Consider the following 17,447-nt stretch of genomic DNA (forward strand, 5'->3'; position numbering starts at 1 on the left):
TCGATATACGGGACGGCCCCGCATTTCTCCAGATAGGGGAGATGCGGGGCCGTCCTTTTATCTTGTCGACGTACTCAATCGCTAAAAGGAAACCCCACAACCCATGCGAGCTGCGGGGTTTCCTTTGTGCCTCCGATGCGAAATAAATCGCTCAGATATTACTGATAATCGACGACGTCGATCCAGTTCTTCAGGAACTCATCGTTCACGTTGCGCTTACGAGCGAGCTCGGAAGCGGCGACGATGCTCGTCCACTGACGCACGACCTGCATGGGCATGTCGGCGCGGTCGCAGTAGAGCTCCAGATAAGCCTCGGCCTGGTCCTTGCTGTTGAGGGCAAAGAGCAGGTAGGTGGTGGCAACGTCGGCAGCAGGGGAGCCCTGGGTAGCGTGTGCCCAGTCGCACACATAGAGCTGGCCGTCGTCGCCGACGATGACGTTGGAGGGGTTGAAGTCGCCGTGGCAGACCTTGAACTCCTTGGTCATACCGTCCAGACGCTCCTGAAGGTTGTAGCGCGTGGTGGCATTGAGCTGATCAAGGCTGTCGATCATGCGGGCGAACTTGTCGCGCTGACGGTTGAGCAGCGGGGAGGTGTAGCCGTGGATCTCGATCTGGAGGTCGACGAACATCTCGAGGTACTCACCGAAGCGCTGGGGCTCGGCAGTCATCTTCTCGGCAAGGGTGGTGCCCGGAACCTTCTCGGTCACGAGCGCCCAGCCGTTGGCGTTCTCGAGCTGGGAAACCTCGAGAGCCTTGGGGCTGCGGATGCCGCACTCATTGATGCGGGCAAGATTCAAAGCCTCGTTGAACACGTCGGAGACGGGCTTGGTCTCGTTAAAGACCTTGACGATCTTGTCGCCCAGGTCGTAAACGACCTTGTTGCCACGGCGGACGAGCTCGGTCTTGGAATCGGGTAGCAGCATGGTTGCATCCTTTCAACGATGCGATAGAAGCGACGGCGGGGGTGTGTGAAACACCCGTGCACCCCCGCCGTTAAAAACCGTGCTAGAACTAGCAGACGGCGTAATCCTGAGGCTCGCGGCCGTAGTAGGCGTCCAGGTAGAGCTCCTTGATCTCGCTCATGAGCGGGTAGCGCGGGTTAGCGCCGGTGCACTGGTCGTTGAATGCCTGCTCGGTCATCTCGTCGAGGGTGTCGAGGAAGTACTGCTCGTCAACACCGTAGTCGGCGATGGTCTTCTTGACACCGATGAAGTCCTTGAGCTCCTCGAGCTTCGTGATGAAGTTCTCGAAGACCTCCTTGTCGTCCTTGCCCTCGATGCCGCAGTACTTGGCCATCTCGGCGTAGTTGTGCAGCGCGTTGGGGTAAGGATACTGGGAGAAGGTACCCATCTTGACGGGAGCCTCGGCGGCGTTGTAGCGCATGACGCGAGTCAGGATGACGGCGTTTGCGAGGCCGTGGGGCAGGTGATGGAAAGCGCCGAGCTTGTGGGCCATGGAGTGGTTGAGGCCCAGGAAGGCGTTGGCGAAGGCCATACCGGCCATGCAGGAGGCGTTGTGCATCTCCTCGCGGGCGTGCGGGTCCTTGGCTCCGTTCGTGAAGCTGGAGGGCAGGTTCTCGAAGACGAGCTTAGCAGCGCGCTCGGAGAGGCCCTTGGTGTAGTCGGAAGCCATGATGGAGACGTAGGACTCGATGGCGTGGGTCATGACGTCGATGCCGGAGGCAGCGGTCAGGCCGCGCGGGGCGGTCATGCAGTTGTCGGCGTCGACGATTGCCATGTTGGGGAGCAGCGCGTAGTCGGCGAGCGGCCACTTGATGCCGGTCTCCTTGTCGGTGATGATGGCGAACGGCGTGCACTCGGAGCCGGTACCCGAGGAGGTCGGGACGGCGACGAAGTAGGCCTTCTTGCCCATCTCGGGGAAGGTGAAGATACGCTTGCGGATGTCCATGAAGTCCATGGCCATGTCCTCAAACTTGCACTCGGGGTGCTCGTACATCATCCACATGATCTTGCCGGCGTCCATAGCGGAGCCACCGCCGACGGCGATGATGACGTCCGGCTCAAAGAGAGCCATCTGCTTGGCACCGCGACGTGCGCACTGCAGCGACGGATCGGGCTCAACGTCGTAGAAGCAGTCGTGGGCGATGCCCATCTCGTCGAGCTTGGCCTCGATGGCGCGGGTGTTGCCATTCTTGAAGAGGAACTGGTCGGTGACGATGAAGGCGCGCTTCTTGCCCATGACGTTGCCAAGCTCGTCGAGGGCGACGGGCGTGGAACCCTTCTTGAAGTAGACCTTCTCGGGAGCGCGGAACCACAGCATGTTCTCACGGCGCTCGGCCACAGTCTTAACGTTGATCAAGTGCTTCACCCCAACGTTCTCGGAGACGGAGTTGCCGCCCCAGGAGCCGCAGCCCAGGGTCAGAGACGGCTTCATGCCAAAGTTGTACAGGTCACCGATGCCGCCGTGCGAAGACGGGGTGTTGATGACGATACGGCAGGCCTTCATGACGTGCTCGAACAGGCTGATCTTCTCGGCCTGGGCGGGGTGCACGTACAGAGAGGCGGTGTGGCCCGGGCCACCGGCGAGTACCAGGTGCTCGGCCTTGTCGACGGCCTCCTGGAAGTCCTTGGCGTGGTACATGGCCAGGACCGGGGAGAGCTTCTCGTGGGAGAACTCCTCCTTGGCGGGGTCGGTGGAGGTGACCTCGGCGATCAGGATCTTGGTCTTGGCGGGAACCTCGATGCCGGCGAGCTCGGCGATCTTGGCGGCAGCCATGCCGGGGATGCGGTGATCGAGGGCGCCGTTCTTGAACATGGCGGCACGCAGGGCCTCCATCTCGGCACCCTGCTTGACGAAGTAGCAGCCGCGCTTCTGGAACTCGGCCTTAACCTGGTCATAGATGGTGTCGATGACGGTCACGGACTGCTCGGAAGCGCAGATCATGCCGTTGTCGAAGGTCTTGGAGTGGATGATGGAGTTGACGGCGAGCAGCACGTCGGCGGTGTCGTCGATGACGACCGGGGTGTTACCGGCGCCAACGCCCAGGGCGGGCTTGCCCGAGGAGTAGGCGGCCTTGACCATGCCCGGGCCACCGGTGGCGAGGATGATGTCGACGTCGCGCATGACCATGTTGGTCAGCTCGATGGAGGGGACATCGACCCAGCCGATGATGCCCTCGGGGGCGCCGGCCTTGACGGCGGCGTCAAGCACGAGCTTGGCGGCGGCGATGGTGCACTTGGCGGCAGCCGGGTGCGGGGAGATGATGATGGCGTTGCGGGTCTTCAGGCTGATCAGCGTCTTGAAGATCGCGGTGGAGGTGGGGTTGGTCGTCGGGATGACGGCGCCCACGATGCCGATGGGCTCGGCGATCTTGGTGATGCCGTAAGCCTCGTCGCGCTCCAGGACACCACAGGTCTTGGTGTTCTTGTAAGCGTTGTAGATGTACTCTGCGGCGTAGTGGTTCTTGATGACCTTGTCCTCAAGAACGCCGCGGCCGGTCTCCTCGATGGCCATCTTCGCCAACGGGATACGAGCCTTGTTGGCGGCCATGGCGGCCTCATAGAAGATCTTGTCGACCTGCTCCTGCGTGTACGTAGCAAAAAGCGCCTGGGCCTCTCGCATCTGAGCGAGCTTAGCCTCAAGCGCCTCTACGTTGTCCACAATTGCGGGAGTAGTGTTTTCCGGTGACTTTTTCACCATTTGTGTCTCCTTGCGATCGGAGATTTACCCTACGCCTTGCATGATAGCAAGAAATTATTCGGTGAACGGTAAGATTCCCGTAAAAGGCACACTAAACCGCTTCAATAAAATGAAGCGTTTTAACTAAAACTATCTGCCTGCTCCATCTCCCCGCTCATTGGGGACAGACTCTCGTGAGTATTTCAATGGGAAAACGGGACATCTGTTTGATAATCGCTATTCGCGGGTCGCGGTTGAGTCGGACACACAGGTGGTGCAGCTACTCGATTACATCCATTTCAATCCCGTGTAAGGTGCGTCCGACTCGCTCGAGGCGTACCGTTAGTTACAAGGCATACCAGCTGCGCTATGATCCCTTTGACATCTGCAAACCCTCATATAAGTCTGTCCCCAATGAGTGCAAAAAAGCGCCCTCCGTAGGGGAGGACGCCTTTGGTAAGTTCTATATGAACGCGAGGTCTTTGACCCGGAGAGTCCGAGGTACTTGTTGGTAAGACCTTATTTAGGAGCGCGCAACCTTGCCAGACTTGAGGCAGGTGGAGCAAACGTTCATCTTGCGACGGTGACCATCGACGACGACGTAGACGCGCTGGATGTTGGGGCGGAACTTACGGTTGGTGACGCGGTGAGAGTGGCTGATGGAGCGACCGGCAACGGGGTGCTTACCGCAAACTTCGCAAACTTTGGACATAACTGACCCTCCTTGGGCGACAAACGAACATGTCGCGTTAACAAACAAGCCTGAACTATAGCACAGAAGCAGCTCCCTGTGCGTAATCTACACAGAGATATTCCTCTTTTGGCGATAGTGCTCACGCCACGGCCCTGGACGTAGATCCGATTTGCGTGCAGCAGAGGGGATTATGCCAGCTCGCAACAAGGTTTTCAAGCGCGACCCACAAATATATATAGGTTTATGGGGCGATTGGCTCCGTTTACGGATTGCTCTGTATTTATGCTCGCAATTAAGCTCGAGGTTGGCTACACTATCCCTTGACCATTAAAGGGGTACGAGATACCCACATGGAATTACATTGCTGCCAAAGAGCAGCCCTTCCTGTGGGTGTCTGGTCCGCTTTGAGCGGTCGGGCATCTATTTTTTTGACTGTGTCAGCAGTCAAGACATGTGAGGAAGGAGATCGATGGGCACGACTTCCCCCAAGGCGGTCATCATGGACGAGACCGCCGTCAATCGAGCAATGACCCGCATCGCGCACGAGATTCTCGAGCGCAACGAGGGCTGTGAAGACCTCGCTCTGGTCGGCATCGTCACGCGCGGCGACCTTCTGGCAAAGAAGCTCGCCGAGGAGATCAAGGAGATCGAGGGCGTCGACGTTCCGCTCGGCAGCCTGGACATCAGCTTCTACCGCGATGACTATGCGACCAATTTCGCTCCCGCGATCCACGCTACCAACATTCCCTTCAGCGTCGACGGCAAGCGCGTCGTGCTGGTGGACGACATCCTCTATACGGGTCGTACCATCCGCGCCGCTCTCGACGCCGTCATGGACCTGGGCCGTCCGAGCCGCATTGAGCTGGCAGTCCTCGTTGACCGCGGCCACCGCGAGCTCCCCATCTCGCCGGACTTTGTCGGCAAGAACGTTCCCTCGTCGCATGAGGAGAACGTGCACCTATATATGAAGGAAGTTGACGGCCACACCGCCGTCGAGATTAACGACGTCGCGCCGGGTTCCCACGTGGGCTCCGCGCCGCTGGGAGGTGAGTAGTACCGTGGCGTTCAACCATAAGCACCTGATCGACATTACCGAGTACTCCGAAGAGGACATCAAGCTCATCCTCGAGACCGCCAAGGCGTTCTCCGAGGTCAACGAGCGTGCTATCAAGAAGGTCCCCACGCTCAAGGGCAAGACCATCGTCAACATGTTCAACGAGCCCTCGACGCGCACCCGCAGCTCCTTCGAGCTCGCCGAGAAGCGTCTTTCGGCCGACAGCCTTAACTTTGGCGGCTCCTCGACCTCCACGGTCAAGGGCGAGAGCCTTGTCGACACCGTCGAGACCCTCAACGCCTATAAGATCGACTGTATCGTCGTGCGTGATAAGCACGCCGGCGCTCCCTACATCGTCACGCAGAACTCGCCCGCGAGCGTCATCTGCGCCGGTGACGGCAAGCACAACCATCCCACGCAGGCCCTGCTCGACCTGTACACCATCTGGGAGCACAAGGGTGACTTCCACGGTCTGAAGGTCGCTGTCGTCGGCGATATCGCGCACTCCCGCGTCTGCGGCTCGCTGATCCCCGCCCTTAAGATCATGGGCTGCGAGACCTACGCCGTCGCCCCCGGCACGCTGCTGCCGCCGGCGCCCGAGGTTCTGGGCTGCGACCACGTGACGAGCGACCTCGATTCCGTCCTGCCCGAGCTGGACGTCGTCTACATGCTGCGCGTGCAGCAGGAGCGCCTCGAGGGTGCCCCGTTCCCGACCATTCGTGAGTACCACAGGCTCTTCGGCCTGACCAAGGACCGCGAGAAGCTCATGAAGCCCGATGCGATCATCTGCCACCCGGGTCCCATCAACCGCGGCGTCGAGTTCGACTCCTATATGGCCGACCACCCGCAACGCTCCGTCATCCTGGAGCAGGTCTACGCTGGTATCTGCGTGCGTATGGCTATCCTGTATCTGCTGCTTGGAGGTGCCGATAATGGCCTTGCTTCTTAAGAATGCCCACGTCGTCGACCCGTCCGTCGAGCTTGACGGTGTCGTTGACGTCCTGATTGACGGCGACAAGATCGCCGAGGTCGGCGAGAATCTCGCCGTCGAGGGAGCCGAGGTCCGCGACCTTTCCGGCAAGTACCTCGTCCCCGGCCTGGTGGATATGCACGTTCACCTTCGCGAGCCCGGCTACGAGGTCAAAGAGGACATCGAGAGCGGTACCCGCGCAGCTGCCAAGGGCGGCTTTACCGGCGTGTGCGCCATGCCCAACACCGATCCCGTAACCGATAACGGCACTGTCGTGGAGTTCGTCAAGTCCCGCGCTGCCGAGGTCGGCCACTGCCGCGTCTATCCGTCGGGCGCCATGACCCGCGGTCTTAAGGGCGAGGCCATGTCCGAGATGGGCGATATGGTCGCCCACGGCGCCGTCGCCTTCACCGATGACGGTCGCGGCGTGCAGGGCGCGGGCATGCTCCGTCGCTGCATGGACTACGGCAAGATGTTCGGCAAGGTCTTCATGAGCCACTGCCAGGACGAGGACCTGGTCGGCCACGGCCAGATCAACGAGGGCAAGGTCTCGACCCGTCTGGCTCTCGAGGGCTGGCCGGCTGCCGGCGAGGAGCTCCAGATCGCCCGCGACATCGAGATCGCCAAGCTGACCGGTGCCAAGCTGCACATCCAGCACATCTCCACCGCCCATGGCCTGGAGATCGTGCGTGCCGGCAAGGCCGCTGGCGTTCAGGTTACCTGCGAGGCCACCCCGCACCACATGTTCCTGACCGAGAACGATCTAGACGAGACCTACAACACCTCGCTCAAGGTCAACCCGCCGCTGCGTACCGAGGAGGATGCCGAGGCCATCCGTCAGGGCGTCATCGACGGCACCGTCGACGTTATCGTCACCGATCACGCTCCCCACACCCCGTGGGAGAAGGCCCGCGAGTTCGAGCTTGCGCCCTTTGGCATGATCGGTCTCGAGACCTCGCTGTCGCTCGTGCTCACCGAGCTGGTCAACACGGGTAAGATGAGCATGGGCCGCATGGTCGAGCTCATGGCCATCAAGCCGCGTGAGATCCTGGGCCTCGACCAGGTTCAGGTCAAGGCGGGCTCCGTTGCCGACCTGACCGTGTTCGACGCGTCCGCCACCTGGACGGTCGGCGAGGACGGTTACGAGTCGCGCGCCGAGAACTCCGGTTTCGCCGGCCGCACGCTCACCGGTCGTGCCACCGATGTGTTTGTCGGCGGTAAGCAGACGCTCGCCGACGGCTGCATCTGCTAGCATAGCCTTATCGCTTTTGTGCGCGGTGCCCTTGCGGTGCCGCGCTTTCTGTTCGTTTTGACCATGCAATCGCATGGGGGATTGGAGCGTCTATGCCCACACCTTCCACTGCACGCATGCACGACTTCGAGGTCGTCTCGAACCAGGAGATCGCCGACGGCATCTTCTCGCTCGTTATTTCGGCCCCCAAGCTTGCAAGTGCGCTCAAGCCCGGTCAGTTTGTGAACATCGCCGTGCCCGGCGATGCGTCCTCGCTGCTTCGCGTGCCCCTGAGCTTCTATCGCGCCGACGCCCAGGCCGGTACCGTCGAGCTGTGGTACGCCGTCGTGGGCGACGATACCCGTCGTTTGTCCCAGATGGGCCCTGGCTCCACCTCTAACCTGCTGGGCCCCGGTGGTCGTGGTTGGATGGTACCCGAGGGCACCAGGAAGGCGCTGCTCGTGGCGGGCGGCATCGGCGTTCCGCCCGTGCTGTGCCTCGCCGGCATGCTTGCCGAGCAGGGTGTGGCCGTCGACGTGTGCCTGGGCTTTGGCACCGCGTCCAAGGCCGTGGGCATCAATGAGTTCCGCGCTCTGTGCGACACGGTCAACGTTTGCACTGACGACGGTTCGCTCGGCACGCACGGTTTTTGCACCGATCCTGCCGCCGAGCTGCTCGGCGAGGGCGGCTACGACTATGTCGCCAGCTGCGGTCCCGCCGTCATGATGAAGAAGGTCGCCGCCGCTGCCGCCGAGGCCGGTGCCTACTGCGAGGTGTCGCTCGAGCGCATGATGAGCTGTGGCTTTGGCGCCTGCAACACCTGCAATGTCGAGACGGTCGACGGTATGAAGGGTGCTTGCATGTGCGGCCCCGTGTTCGATGCTTCCAAGGTGGTGGTCTTCTAGTGGGTACCGTGAACATGGCCGTCGATTTCGGCGGCGTCAAGATGCAGAACCCCATCAACACCGCAGCCGGTACCTTTGGCTACGGTTGGCAGTTCCAGAACTTCTTTGATGTTTCCCAGCTGGGCGCCATCACCACCAAGGGTTGCGCTGCCGAGCCCTGGCCCGGCAACCCCGCGCCCCGCATGGCCGAGATCCCGGGCGGCATGATCAACTCCGTGGGCCTTCAGAACCCTGGCGTGGCTGCCTTTGCCCGTGAGTCTGGTCCGTGGCTCGAGCAGCTCTCCAAGGACGGTTGCCAGGTCATCTGCCAGGTCGCCGGTCACTCCGTCGAGGAGTTTGTCCGCGCGCTCGAGATGTATGTCGAGCTGTGCCCCTGGGCTGCCGGCTACGAGATCAACGTGAGCTGCCCTAATATCGCCGCCGGCGGTGCCGCCATGGGCTCCACGCCCGAGGGCGCCTCTTCCGTTATGGCTGCCTGCCGTAAGGTGACCGATAAGCCGCTGTTCGTGAAGATGGCGCCGGTCAACGTCGCCGAGATCGCCAGGGCCCTCGAGGCTGCCGGTGCCGACGGCCTTTCAGTTATCAACTCCATCCAGGGCATGGCCATCGACGTCCATACCCGCAAGTCCCGCGTGGCCAAGCCCAAGGGCGGCCTTTCGGGCCCGCTGTGCCACCACATCGCCGTGCGCATGGTCTGGGAGGTTGCCCAGGCCGTCGATATCCCCATCAACGGTGTCGGCGGTGTCATGACCGGCGAGGATGCGGCCGAGTTTATCCTGGCCGGTGCCACCTGCGTGTCGGTTGGCATGGCCAACTTCGTCGATCCGTGCGCTTCGCTCAAGATCGCGCATGAGCTCGAGGCCTGGGCCGAGTCCCAGGGCGTAAAGGACATCAACGAGCTGGTAGGTGCTTTCGAATGCTAGAGACCGATGCCCGCGACCGCGTAATCGTCGCCCTCGACTGCGATCGTGAGCGTGCGCTCGAGCTCGCCCACGAGCTTTCGGGCCATGCCGCCTGGCTTAAGGTTGGTATGACGCTCTATTACGCTGAGGGCCCCGAGATCGTCAAGACCTTTAAGGACCTGGGCTTTAAGGTCTTCCTTGACCTTAAGTTCCATGATATTCCGCATCAGGTTCGCGGTGCCGCCCGTTCGGCCTCGCTTGCCGGTGCCGACCTGCTCTCGGTTCACGGCTTGGGTTCGGGCGCCATGCTCGCTGCCTGCCGCGAGGGTGCCGAGGAGGCGCGCGAGGACCGCGCCAAGCTCGTCGCCATCACCGTGCTCACGAGCATGAATCAGGATGCCTTGAGCGAGATCGGCGTCGAGTCGCCCGTGGCCGAGGAGGCCGCCCGCCTGGCAAAGCTCGCTCAGGCCAACGGCATCGATGGCATTGTGTGCTCGCCGATGGAGGCTCACGACATGCGTGAGCTGCTGGGTCCTGATGCCCTGATCGTGACTCCGGGTGTGCGTCCGGTGGGTGCCGCCTTAGGCGACCAGTCTCGCGTGGCGACGCCTTCCCAGGCTATCGAGCGAGGCGCAAGCCACATTGTGGTGGGCCGTCCCATCACTGGTGCCGACGATCCGGTTGCCGCCTTTGACGCCATCGTCGCCGAGCTGGTCGAAAACGTCGCGTAAAAGATTCCCCTAAGTCACCACTTTTGGGTCTCATTAGCACAAAATAGCCCCTGTGCCTGCGTAAACTTTCCCATCCTTTGTGTGGAATCGCAGGTCAGGGGCTTAACTTTGGGCGCAGTATATTGCACTTTTTGCGGGTATCGTCTAACCTATGGAGCCGCGATTGGGCATTTTGTACGTTCTACGTGCTAAAATGCCAATTATTGAATCAGATATAACCCAACTATTTGGAGGTACGAATGGCACTCCCTCAGCTTACCGATGAGCAGCGCAAGCAGGCTCTTGAGAAGGCTGCTGCCGCACGTCACGCCCGCGCTGAGCTTCGCGAGCAGATCAAGAAGGGCGAGAAGTCCCTCGAGTCCGTGCTCAACTCCGATGACCCCATCGCTTCCCGCATGAAGGTTTCCACCCTCATCGAGTCTCTCCCTGGTTATGGTAAGGCCAAGGCCGCCAAGATCATGGAGGAGCTCGGCATCTCCGCTACCCGTCGCGTTCAGGGCCTTGGCGTCCGTCAGCGCGAGCAGCTCCTCGAGCAGCTGACCAAATAAGTGAGCGCTCAGGATTCCAAGCTCTTTGTGATTTCTGGACCGTCAGGCGCGGGCAAGGGCACGCTCGTCACTCGTGTGCGCGAGCGTCGCTCTAACCTGGGCCTGACGGTTTCGGCTACCACGCGAGCCCCACGCAAAGGCGAGGTCGATGGCGTCAATTACTTTTTCCTGACGCGTGAGGAGTTCGACCGCCGCGTGGCAAACGGTGAGTTTGTTGAGTGGGCCGAGGTCCACGGTAACTGCTACGGCACGTTGGTGAGCGAGGTTCAGTCCAAGCTCGCCTCTGGTTCGTCTCTCATCTTGGAGATCGATGTCCAGGGTGCCCTGCAGGTGAAGGAGCATTTCCCCGAGGCCGTGCTGATCTTTATCAAGCCGCCTTCGCTTGAGGTACTCCGCGAGCGTCTAGTCGGTCGCGGTACCGAGACGCCCGAGACGATTGAGCTGCGTATGGCAAACGCCGCCGATGAGCTTGCCCTTGCCGACCGCTACGACGACGTCGTGGTAAATGACGATCTCGACCGCGCGACCGATGAGCTCGTTCGCGTTCTCGATATGCATGAAAGGATCTGAGGTCCGTGTCCGTTGTAAAGCCTTGCATTGACGATCTTCTGGAGAAGACCGATCACAACCGCTTCCTGCTCGCTTCGCTTGCCTCCAAGCGCGCCTGCGACATCAATAGCATGCTGCGTGGCCAGCACAACCGCGTGCTTGCCGTCCAGGATGTCGATGACATCACCATCGGGCTTTCCGGTGCCGATACCATTTCGATGGCTATGGATGAGATTATCGACGGCGACATCTCTTACGACGAGGCCCGTTATGAGAAGGCGCTCGGCCACAAGGTTGCTGAAGCCTAAATGGCGGCTCGCGTCTGCCTGGTCCACTATCACGAGGTTGGACTTAAGGGTAAGAACCGCGCACATTTTGAGCATATCCTCATGGATAACATCAAGGCGGCCTTGGCCGCCTTTTCCGTGAATGCCGTGTCTCGAATTTCCGGTTATATCCTCGTGACCTTTAACGAGCATCAGGCCGACGAGGCGGCTCGTGTCATTCGCACCGTTCCCGGCGTTGCTCGCGTGTCTTTGGCGTATCACACCAATCGCGACCCTCAGGAGTACTGTGCCGCCGCCGTGAAGGCGCTGTGTGAGTTTGGCCCCTTCGATTCGTTTAAGGTGCACGCCAAGCGCTCCAATACCGACTATGAGCTCACCTCGATTGATATCAATCGACAGGTTGGCGAGGTGCTGTGCGAGGCGTTCCCCGATAAAAAGGTTCAAATGCACGATCCCGACGCGATGGTTCACGTGCTGGTTGTTCAGGGTAGCGTTTATGTGTACGCGCGCTCCGAGCGCGGTGTGGGCGGTCTGCCGGTGGGCTCTGCCGGTAAGGTCGTGACCCTGCTGTCATCGGGTATCGACTCGCCGGTGGCGACCTGGATGCTCGCGCGACGCGGAGCCGTGTGCGTGCCGGTGCATTTTTCCGGTCGTCCGCAGACGCCAGATACCAGCGAGTATCTAGTGCAGGACATCATTCGCGCCCTTGAGCCGGGTGTCCAGATCGGCCGTCTGTATGTTGTGCCGTTCGGCGACTGCCAGCGCGAGATTTCGGTGACCTGTCCCAGCAACCTGCGCGTGATCATGTATCGCCGCATTATGTATTCGGTTGCCGAGCGCATTGCACACATCGAGGGCGCCAAGGCTATCGTGACGGGCGAATCGCTTGGGCAGGTTGCCTCCCAAACGCTTGAGAACATCATGGCCGTCAACGAGGCCGTGAAGATCCCCGTGTTCCGCCCTCTCATCGGTTCGGACAAGCAGGAGATCATCGCGCGCGCCGAGGAGATTGGTACGTTCGATATCTCGACTGAGGCCGCTCCCGACTGCTGCACGCTGTTTATGCCGCGCCGTCCCGAGACGCACGCTAAACTCGATGCCGTGCATGAGGCCTGGGAGTTGTTCGATCACGAGGAGATGATCGAGCGCCTGCTCAAGCAGACCGAGTACATCGACTTCGAGAGCAACACGTATAAGGCCCCTAAGACCTTAAAACGCAAACATTCGGAGCTTGCTCCGCGTGAGATTTACCAAGATCACGAGTAATGTTGTGCATAGACCGACGATGCGCCTGCATCGTCGGTCTTTTGCTATCTGGGCATTTTGCGGCTAAGTGTTCATTTGCTGACGTGTGCCTGAATAAATGGACAGATTTGTGCAAGGTTTTGGTCGGTTTTTGGTTTGACCGCTAAAACCGGTTTTGGAGCGTGGCTGTTGCAGGGCTCCTTTCCTGACACGATGGTGTTGGGAGGTTTTGCTATGGCGCAGCGCGAACAACACGAACGGGTCAAACGGATGGACCGCTTGGCGGACAAGCTGCTCGGTCATAAGGCAGTGGTGATGGCGATACTGGTCGTCATTGCGATGGCGAGCGGCTTGGCGATGGCGAACCTTGGCGGCGGTGCCGGCGGTGTGTCGTTTGAGCGCACTGACGGTACGGGCTCGTTGATGGAGCCGGGATCCGGTGATGCCTCGAGCGGAAAGACATCCGAAGGTTCTTCGACTAAGGCTTCTGCCGCGGCAGAGGTCTATGTCGATGTCGATGGCGCCGTTGTGTCGCCCGGTGTATATCGCCTCAAGGACGGCGCGCGGGTGGCTCAGGCGATTGATGCCGCCGGCGGGCTGGCGCCCGAGGCAGACGTTACGGAGCTCAATCGGGCATCTAAGGTCACTGATGGACAAAAAATCCACGTTCCAACGGTAGGGGAGCAGCAGGCGTCCATTGCGGAAGCCGGTGTTGATGGTGGGGCTTCCGCATCATTGGGCGTGAGTGGCGCAACGGGCCTAGTCAACATCAATACGGCAAGCACGGCAGAGCTGCAGACGCTCTCGGGCATCGGTCCCTCCATGGCACAGTCGATTATCGATGAGCGTACAAAGAACGGTGCTTTTGCCTCGGTTGACGATCTGATGCGTGTGTCGGGAATCGGCGAGAAGAAGCTTGCCAAAATCAAAGATTGCATCTGCGTATGAGTGCGACCGAGCGCGAGCATGTGATGCCTCCGCGGCCCTTGATGCCGTGGACGATGGCCCTGTGTGCCGGCATGTGCGTGAGCTGCGCTTTGGTGCTTAACGTGGCCGCTGATGCGCTGCTGAGGGAGCGGGTGCCGGCGGTCGGGCCGCTATGGGCCATTCCCGTTGCGGCGGCGGTCTTCGTTGTGCTGGCTCAATCTTGTGCGCGGCTTGCCCCTTTGAAGCGGTGGCTGTATGCCGCGTCCGTCGGTCTCGTGGCGGGAGCGGTCGTCTCGGCGTGGTGGGCTGTGGGCACGCTAGGCGCCTCGAAGGCGCTCGACGGTCGAGCGGCAAGCAGCCTCGAGTTTGTCGTGCAGGGTGATCCATCCATAAACGACGACGTGTATTCCTATACCTGCGAGGCACGCGCGGACGGTAAGAACTTGGCAGCGGTTCGCCTATCGTGTGACCGCGAGCTCAAGGTCGGGGCGCACGTGCGTGTTATCGGTCGCGTTTCACGTTTTGAGAACGATGCGTTTGGACGATCGCGCGCGCTCCGAGGCGAGGTACGCAAGGTTCAAGCCGTTCGGATTGTGCCGGTCGATGAGGGCTCTCCGGGGCCGCTGCTTCGGCTGCGAAATGGGCTGCTTGCGTCCATTGCGCCTGCGACCGACCCGGCGCGTGCGCTCATAGCCGGTGTCGCCTGCGGTCGTTCGGCCGAGCCGCGCGCCCAGCCGGCGGGCGATTGGTTTTCGGTGACGGGGACGGCGCATCTTATCGCCGTCTCGGGCAGCCATTTGGCTATCGTGGGGTTTGTAATCGAGGGCGCATTGCAAAAGACTCGGTGCTCACGTGGTCTTCAGCGGGCGATATTGGCGATATCGCTTGTTGGCTACGCTGCCTTTACGGGCGCGTCTCCTTCGGCCGTGCGCGCGTGCTGCATGGTGTTCGCGACGCTTGTCGTAAACGGCGCGGGGCGTCGCCGGCACGGCGAATCGGCACTCTTCGTAACCATGTCCATCTTTGTGCTACTGCGGCCGACGGTGCTGTTCGAGATGGGCTTTCAGCTTTCATGTGCCAGCGTCTTAGCCATTCTGTGCTTTTGCCCCTATGCGACCTACGCTTTGGGTGAGCTGGGTGTGCCATCGGGCGTCGCCAGCATGCTTTCCGCCACGCTGTGCTCGCAATTGGCGACACTTCCCATTACCATTCCCGCCTTTGGTACGTTATCGCTCATTGCTCCGCTGGCAAATGCGGTCATCGGTCCGGTGGTGAGCGTACTGCTTGCTGTGTCGATTGTGCTGGTTCCCTTTTCGCTCGTGGCACCTTTGCGGACTTGGGCGCTCATTGTGCCCATGATTGCCGCCCGTTGCGCACTGTTCTTCGAGCAGCTGTTTGCCGCCGTGCCGGGTGCATCCGTGAGTTTGCCGCCCGATAGCATGTGGATTTACCTAGTGCCGTGTTTGCTGGCGGTTCTGCTGGTCTGGTGGCCGCGTCCCCGTGCACGTCCTATGGCGGTGGGGCTTGCATGCTTGGTACTCCTGGCTGCGATTCCGTACGTCTACTGGGATCGATTCGCTCCGCCTTCGGTGACGGTGCTCGATGTGGGCCAGGCCGATGCGATTCTTATCCGCCAGGGCGGCGCAGTAGCACTCGTCGACTGCGGGCTCGACGAGCGCATGGTGGCGGCGTTGGTTCGCAATAACGTGCACCATATCGATGCCGTCTTTGTGACGCATTGGGATGAGGACCACTGGGGTGGTCTGCCTGCCGTGCTCGAACAGTTTTCGGTTGGAACGATTGCCGTGGCGGCGGATGCGCTGGAGGATGCTCCTGCCGAGGTATTGAACCGACCTGGCGTTGAGTATCGGCAGGTGCGCCGTGGGGATACGGTCGATATCGGCTCATTTTGCGCCCGCGTGATGTGGCCATTCGAGTCCGTGGATGGCGAGGGAAATGAGGACTCGCTTGTCCTGCTGCTCTCCTATGTTCAGGAAGGCAGGGGCCTGCGTATGCTCCTCACCGGTGATGCCGAGCTCGACCAAGAACGGGAATTCGTGCAGGAGGTGGGGGAAATCGATGTACTTAAACTTGGGCATCACGGCTCTAAGGTTTCAGTCGATGGTGAGTTGCTGGACGTCTTGAAGCCTGAGCTTTCCCTTGCGAGTGCGGGCGAGGGGAATCGATACGGCCATCCGTCCGATGCCTGCATCGATGCCGTTAAGGAAGCGGGCGGTGTGTTCGCGTGCACTATCGAACACGGCGACATTACCGTCACGCCAACTGCGAATGGCTTTGCGATGCGATGCCAGCGACCGTGACGACGTCGTTGGCGTGTGGTGGGCCCCTGGGCTAGAATGGCACGGAACGAATACGAAGGCCTGCGGGAGGGGAGCGCAATGTCCGAAACCAGTCTGTTGCCGGCATATCTGATCGTCGGTACCGACGGCGTCAAGCGCGATCACGCCGTCTCGCGTATGAAAGCGCGTCTGGAAAAGTCGGGTATGGTCGAGTTCAACCTCGACGAGCGCGATATGACCAAAGACCCCGATATCGAGTCGATTATCGGATCGCTCAACACCTTTCCCATGGGCAGCGAGTTTCGCCTGGTAATCCTTGACGGCTGCTCAAAACTCGCCAAAGCGATCTCCGAGCCGCTTGTCGACTATCTGGCGAGTCCCAGCCCCACGACGGTTTGTCTCATCATCGCCGACTCGCTTGCCAAGAACACGCGCCTGTATAAGGCGATCGCCAAGATCGACAAGAAGGCGGTGATCGATTGCTCCGGTACCAAGCGCTGGGAGCTACCGCGCCGCGTGCAGCAGATGGCGACGCAGCACGGCAAGTCGATCTCGACGGCGGCCGCCGAAGAGCTCGTTTCGCGCTCGGGCGAGAACACCCGCATGCTCGATAACGACTTGGCTAAGCTTGCCCAGATGGTCGAGGCGCCCCAGATTGAGCTTGCCGACGTTGAGCGCTGGATTGTACGTACGGCCGAGGTTCAGCCCTGGGACTTTCTCAATGCGGTCTCGGCACGTGACATGCGACGCTCGCTCGAGCTTTTCAATCTATTGCCCGCCAAGAGCTACGTGTGGACTTACACGTTGCTGTGCGGCCGCATCCGCGAGCTTATCGTCGCCAAGGCGCTCGATGCGCGCGGACAGGGTCGTGAGCTGGCCGCAACGCTCAAGCTCCAGTCCTGGCAGGTCAAGAATCACTTGACCTGGGCACGTCGCTTTTCGATGGCAGAGCTCGTCGCGGCGCTCGAGGGGGCGGTCGATGTAGAGCTCGCGCTCAAGGGTTCGGCCGATTCTGAGGCCGCGCTTTTGCTCTGGATTACGAACATCTTGAGAAAATCGTGATGATACCTGCCTATTTGACAAATTCGTTCTATCCCTTTGAGGGGGAGCGTGCTATAGTAGGCGCTTGCATGACCTCACCGTGTCTCAGAGGTGTCATACATTTTTTGCAAGGAACTCGAAAGGAACTCCAGAAGTGGCAAACATCAAGTCTCAGAAGAAGCGTATCCGCACCAATGAGGCAGCTCGCATGCGTAACAAGGCTGTCAAGTCCGAGCTCAAGACGCTGACCAAGCACGTCCAGTCCGCCGTCGCCGAGGGCGACGCCGAGAAGGCCCAGGCTGCCCTCAAGACCGTCACCAAGCGTCTCGACATGGCTGCCGCCAAGCATGTTATCCACAAGAACCAGGCTTCCAACCGCAAGTCCGGTCTTGCCAAGCTCGTGAACAGCATCAACGCCTAAGTT

General features: G+C 60.6%; 17 protein-coding genes. 14 read left to right on the forward strand and 3 right to left on the reverse strand.

All coding sequences use genetic code 11. The features are described 5' to 3' along the window. Positions 1–158: 158 nt before the first annotated feature. From GT495_RS02295 to rpmB, 3 genes are all read right to left on the reverse strand, one after another. On the reverse strand, positions 159–923 hold the full coding sequence (locus tag GT495_RS02295; RefSeq protein ID WP_006236119.1) for an aminoglycoside phosphotransferase family protein: 765 nt from the start codon (positions 921–923) through the stop codon (positions 159–161). An 88-nt stretch (positions 924–1,011) separates the two neighbouring features. Further along, on the reverse strand, positions 1,012–3,660 hold the full coding sequence (gene adhE / locus GT495_RS02300) for a bifunctional acetaldehyde-CoA/alcohol dehydrogenase (RefSeq protein WP_117797767.1): 2,649 nt from the start codon (positions 3,658–3,660) through the stop codon (positions 1,012–1,014). A gap of 502 nt (positions 3,661–4,162) precedes the next feature. After that, positions 4,163–4,351, reverse strand: coding sequence for a 50S ribosomal protein L28 (gene rpmB / locus GT495_RS02305; protein WP_022094725.1), 189 nt, complete (start codon positions 4,349–4,351; stop codon positions 4,163–4,165). A 451-nt stretch (positions 4,352–4,802) separates the two neighbouring features. Between rpmB and pyrR the strand changes: the two genes are divergently transcribed. From pyrR to rpsT, 14 genes are all read left to right on the forward strand, one after another. Continuing rightward, a complete protein-coding gene (gene pyrR / locus GT495_RS02310; protein ID WP_006236123.1) occupies positions 4,803–5,387 on the forward strand; it encodes a bifunctional pyr operon transcriptional regulator/uracil phosphoribosyltransferase PyrR in 585 nt (194 codons plus the stop codon). Between the two features lie 4 nt (positions 5,388–5,391). After that, positions 5,392–6,336 carry an aspartate carbamoyltransferase catalytic subunit gene (locus GT495_RS02315; RefSeq protein WP_161161342.1) on the forward strand — a complete coding sequence of 315 codons (945 nt, stop codon included), beginning with the start codon at positions 5,392–5,394 and terminating at the stop codon, positions 6,334–6,336. Beyond that, positions 6,320–7,609, forward strand: a complete 1,290-nt coding sequence (locus tag GT495_RS02320; RefSeq protein WP_161161343.1) for a dihydroorotase — start codon at positions 6,320–6,322, stop codon at positions 7,607–7,609. Before GT495_RS02315 ends, GT495_RS02320 begins: the two co-directional genes overlap by 17 nt. A gap of 116 nt (positions 7,610–7,725) precedes the next feature. Beyond that, a complete protein-coding gene (locus GT495_RS02325) occupies positions 7,726–8,493 on the forward strand; it encodes a dihydroorotate dehydrogenase electron transfer subunit (RefSeq protein ID WP_161161377.1) in 768 nt (255 codons plus the stop codon). A 14-nt stretch (positions 8,494–8,507) separates the two neighbouring features. Next, the gene (locus GT495_RS02330) at positions 8,508–9,416 is read left to right on the forward strand and encodes a dihydroorotate dehydrogenase (protein ID WP_192924107.1); all 909 of its coding nucleotides are present in this window, start codon (positions 8,508–8,510) and stop codon (positions 9,414–9,416) included. Next, positions 9,410–10,126 (forward strand): orotidine-5'-phosphate decarboxylase, encoded by a 717-nt coding sequence (gene pyrF / locus GT495_RS02335; RefSeq protein ID WP_035138533.1) that lies wholly within the window; start codon positions 9,410–9,412, stop codon positions 10,124–10,126. The genes GT495_RS02330 and pyrF overlap by 7 nt, the downstream gene beginning before the upstream one ends. A 239-nt stretch (positions 10,127–10,365) precedes the next feature. Further along, on the forward strand, positions 10,366–10,674 hold the full coding sequence (gene mihF, locus GT495_RS02340) for an integration host factor, actinobacterial type (RefSeq protein ID WP_006236130.1): 309 nt from the start codon (positions 10,366–10,368) through the stop codon (positions 10,672–10,674). After that, entirely contained in the window at positions 10,675–11,244 is a 570-nt protein-coding gene (gene gmk, locus GT495_RS02345; protein ID WP_161161344.1) for a guanylate kinase, read from the forward strand. It abuts the gene before it with no gap. Positions 11,245–11,249: 5 nt separating this feature from the next. Beyond that, a complete protein-coding gene (locus GT495_RS02350; RefSeq protein WP_022094719.1) occupies positions 11,250–11,531 on the forward strand; it encodes a DNA-directed RNA polymerase subunit omega in 282 nt (93 codons plus the stop codon). Then, positions 11,532–12,776, forward strand: coding sequence for a tRNA uracil 4-sulfurtransferase ThiI (thiI, locus tag GT495_RS02355; RefSeq protein ID WP_161161345.1), 1,245 nt, complete (start codon positions 11,532–11,534; stop codon positions 12,774–12,776). 213 nt (positions 12,777–12,989) lie between these two features. Then, positions 12,990–13,703 (forward strand): helix-hairpin-helix domain-containing protein, encoded by a 714-nt coding sequence (locus tag GT495_RS02360; RefSeq protein WP_161161346.1) that lies wholly within the window; start codon positions 12,990–12,992, stop codon positions 13,701–13,703. Beyond that, on the forward strand, positions 13,700–16,003 hold the full coding sequence (locus tag GT495_RS02365) for a DNA internalization-related competence protein ComEC/Rec2 (protein ID WP_161161347.1): 2,304 nt from the start codon (positions 13,700–13,702) through the stop codon (positions 16,001–16,003). Before GT495_RS02360 ends, GT495_RS02365 begins: the two co-directional genes overlap by 4 nt. Before the next feature lie 78 nt (positions 16,004–16,081). Further along, a complete protein-coding gene (holA, locus tag GT495_RS02370; RefSeq protein ID WP_161161348.1) occupies positions 16,082–17,044 on the forward strand; it encodes a DNA polymerase III subunit delta in 963 nt (320 codons plus the stop codon). Positions 17,045–17,177: 133 nt separating this feature from the next. Then, on the forward strand, positions 17,178–17,444 hold the full coding sequence (rpsT, locus tag GT495_RS10805; RefSeq protein ID WP_022094714.1) for a 30S ribosomal protein S20: 267 nt from the start codon (positions 17,178–17,180) through the stop codon (positions 17,442–17,444). Positions 17,445–17,447 lie beyond the last annotated feature (3 nt).

This window comes from Collinsella sp. BIOML-A6 (genome assembly GCF_009875845.1).
Taxonomy (GTDB): domain Bacteria; phylum Actinomycetota; class Coriobacteriia; order Coriobacteriales; family Coriobacteriaceae; genus Collinsella; species Collinsella aerofaciens_H.

Coding starts and splice junctions, on each gene's coding strand:
- adhE (WP_117797767.1), bottom strand. CDS start 3,660: ATGGTGAAAAAGTCACCGGAAAACACTACTCCCGCAATTGTGGACAAC.
- GT495_RS02295 (WP_006236119.1), bottom strand. CDS start 923: ATGCTGCTACCCGATTCCAAGACCGAGCTCGTCCGCCGTGGCAACAAG.
- holA (WP_161161348.1), top strand. CDS start 16,082: ATGTCCGAAACCAGTCTGTTGCCGGCATATCTGATCGTCGGTACCGAC.
- thiI (WP_161161345.1), top strand. CDS start 11,532: ATGGCGGCTCGCGTCTGCCTGGTCCACTATCACGAGGTTGGACTTAAG.
- GT495_RS02330 (WP_192924107.1), top strand. CDS start 8,508: ATGGCCGTCGATTTCGGCGGCGTCAAGATGCAGAACCCCATCAACACC.
- pyrF (WP_035138533.1), top strand. CDS start 9,410: ATGCTAGAGACCGATGCCCGCGACCGCGTAATCGTCGCCCTCGACTGC.
- GT495_RS02360 (WP_161161346.1), top strand. CDS start 12,990: ATGGCGCAGCGCGAACAACACGAACGGGTCAAACGGATGGACCGCTTG.
- pyrR (WP_006236123.1), top strand. CDS start 4,803: ATGGGCACGACTTCCCCCAAGGCGGTCATCATGGACGAGACCGCCGTC.
- GT495_RS02320 (WP_161161343.1), top strand. CDS start 6,320: ATGGCCTTGCTTCTTAAGAATGCCCACGTCGTCGACCCGTCCGTCGAG.
- rpmB (WP_022094725.1), bottom strand. CDS start 4,351: ATGTCCAAAGTTTGCGAAGTTTGCGGTAAGCACCCCGTTGCCGGTCGC.
- GT495_RS02365 (WP_161161347.1), top strand. CDS start 13,700: ATGAGTGCGACCGAGCGCGAGCATGTGATGCCTCCGCGGCCCTTGATG.
- mihF (WP_006236130.1), top strand. CDS start 10,366: ATGGCACTCCCTCAGCTTACCGATGAGCAGCGCAAGCAGGCTCTTGAG.
- GT495_RS02325 (WP_161161377.1), top strand. CDS start 7,726: ATGCACGACTTCGAGGTCGTCTCGAACCAGGAGATCGCCGACGGCATC.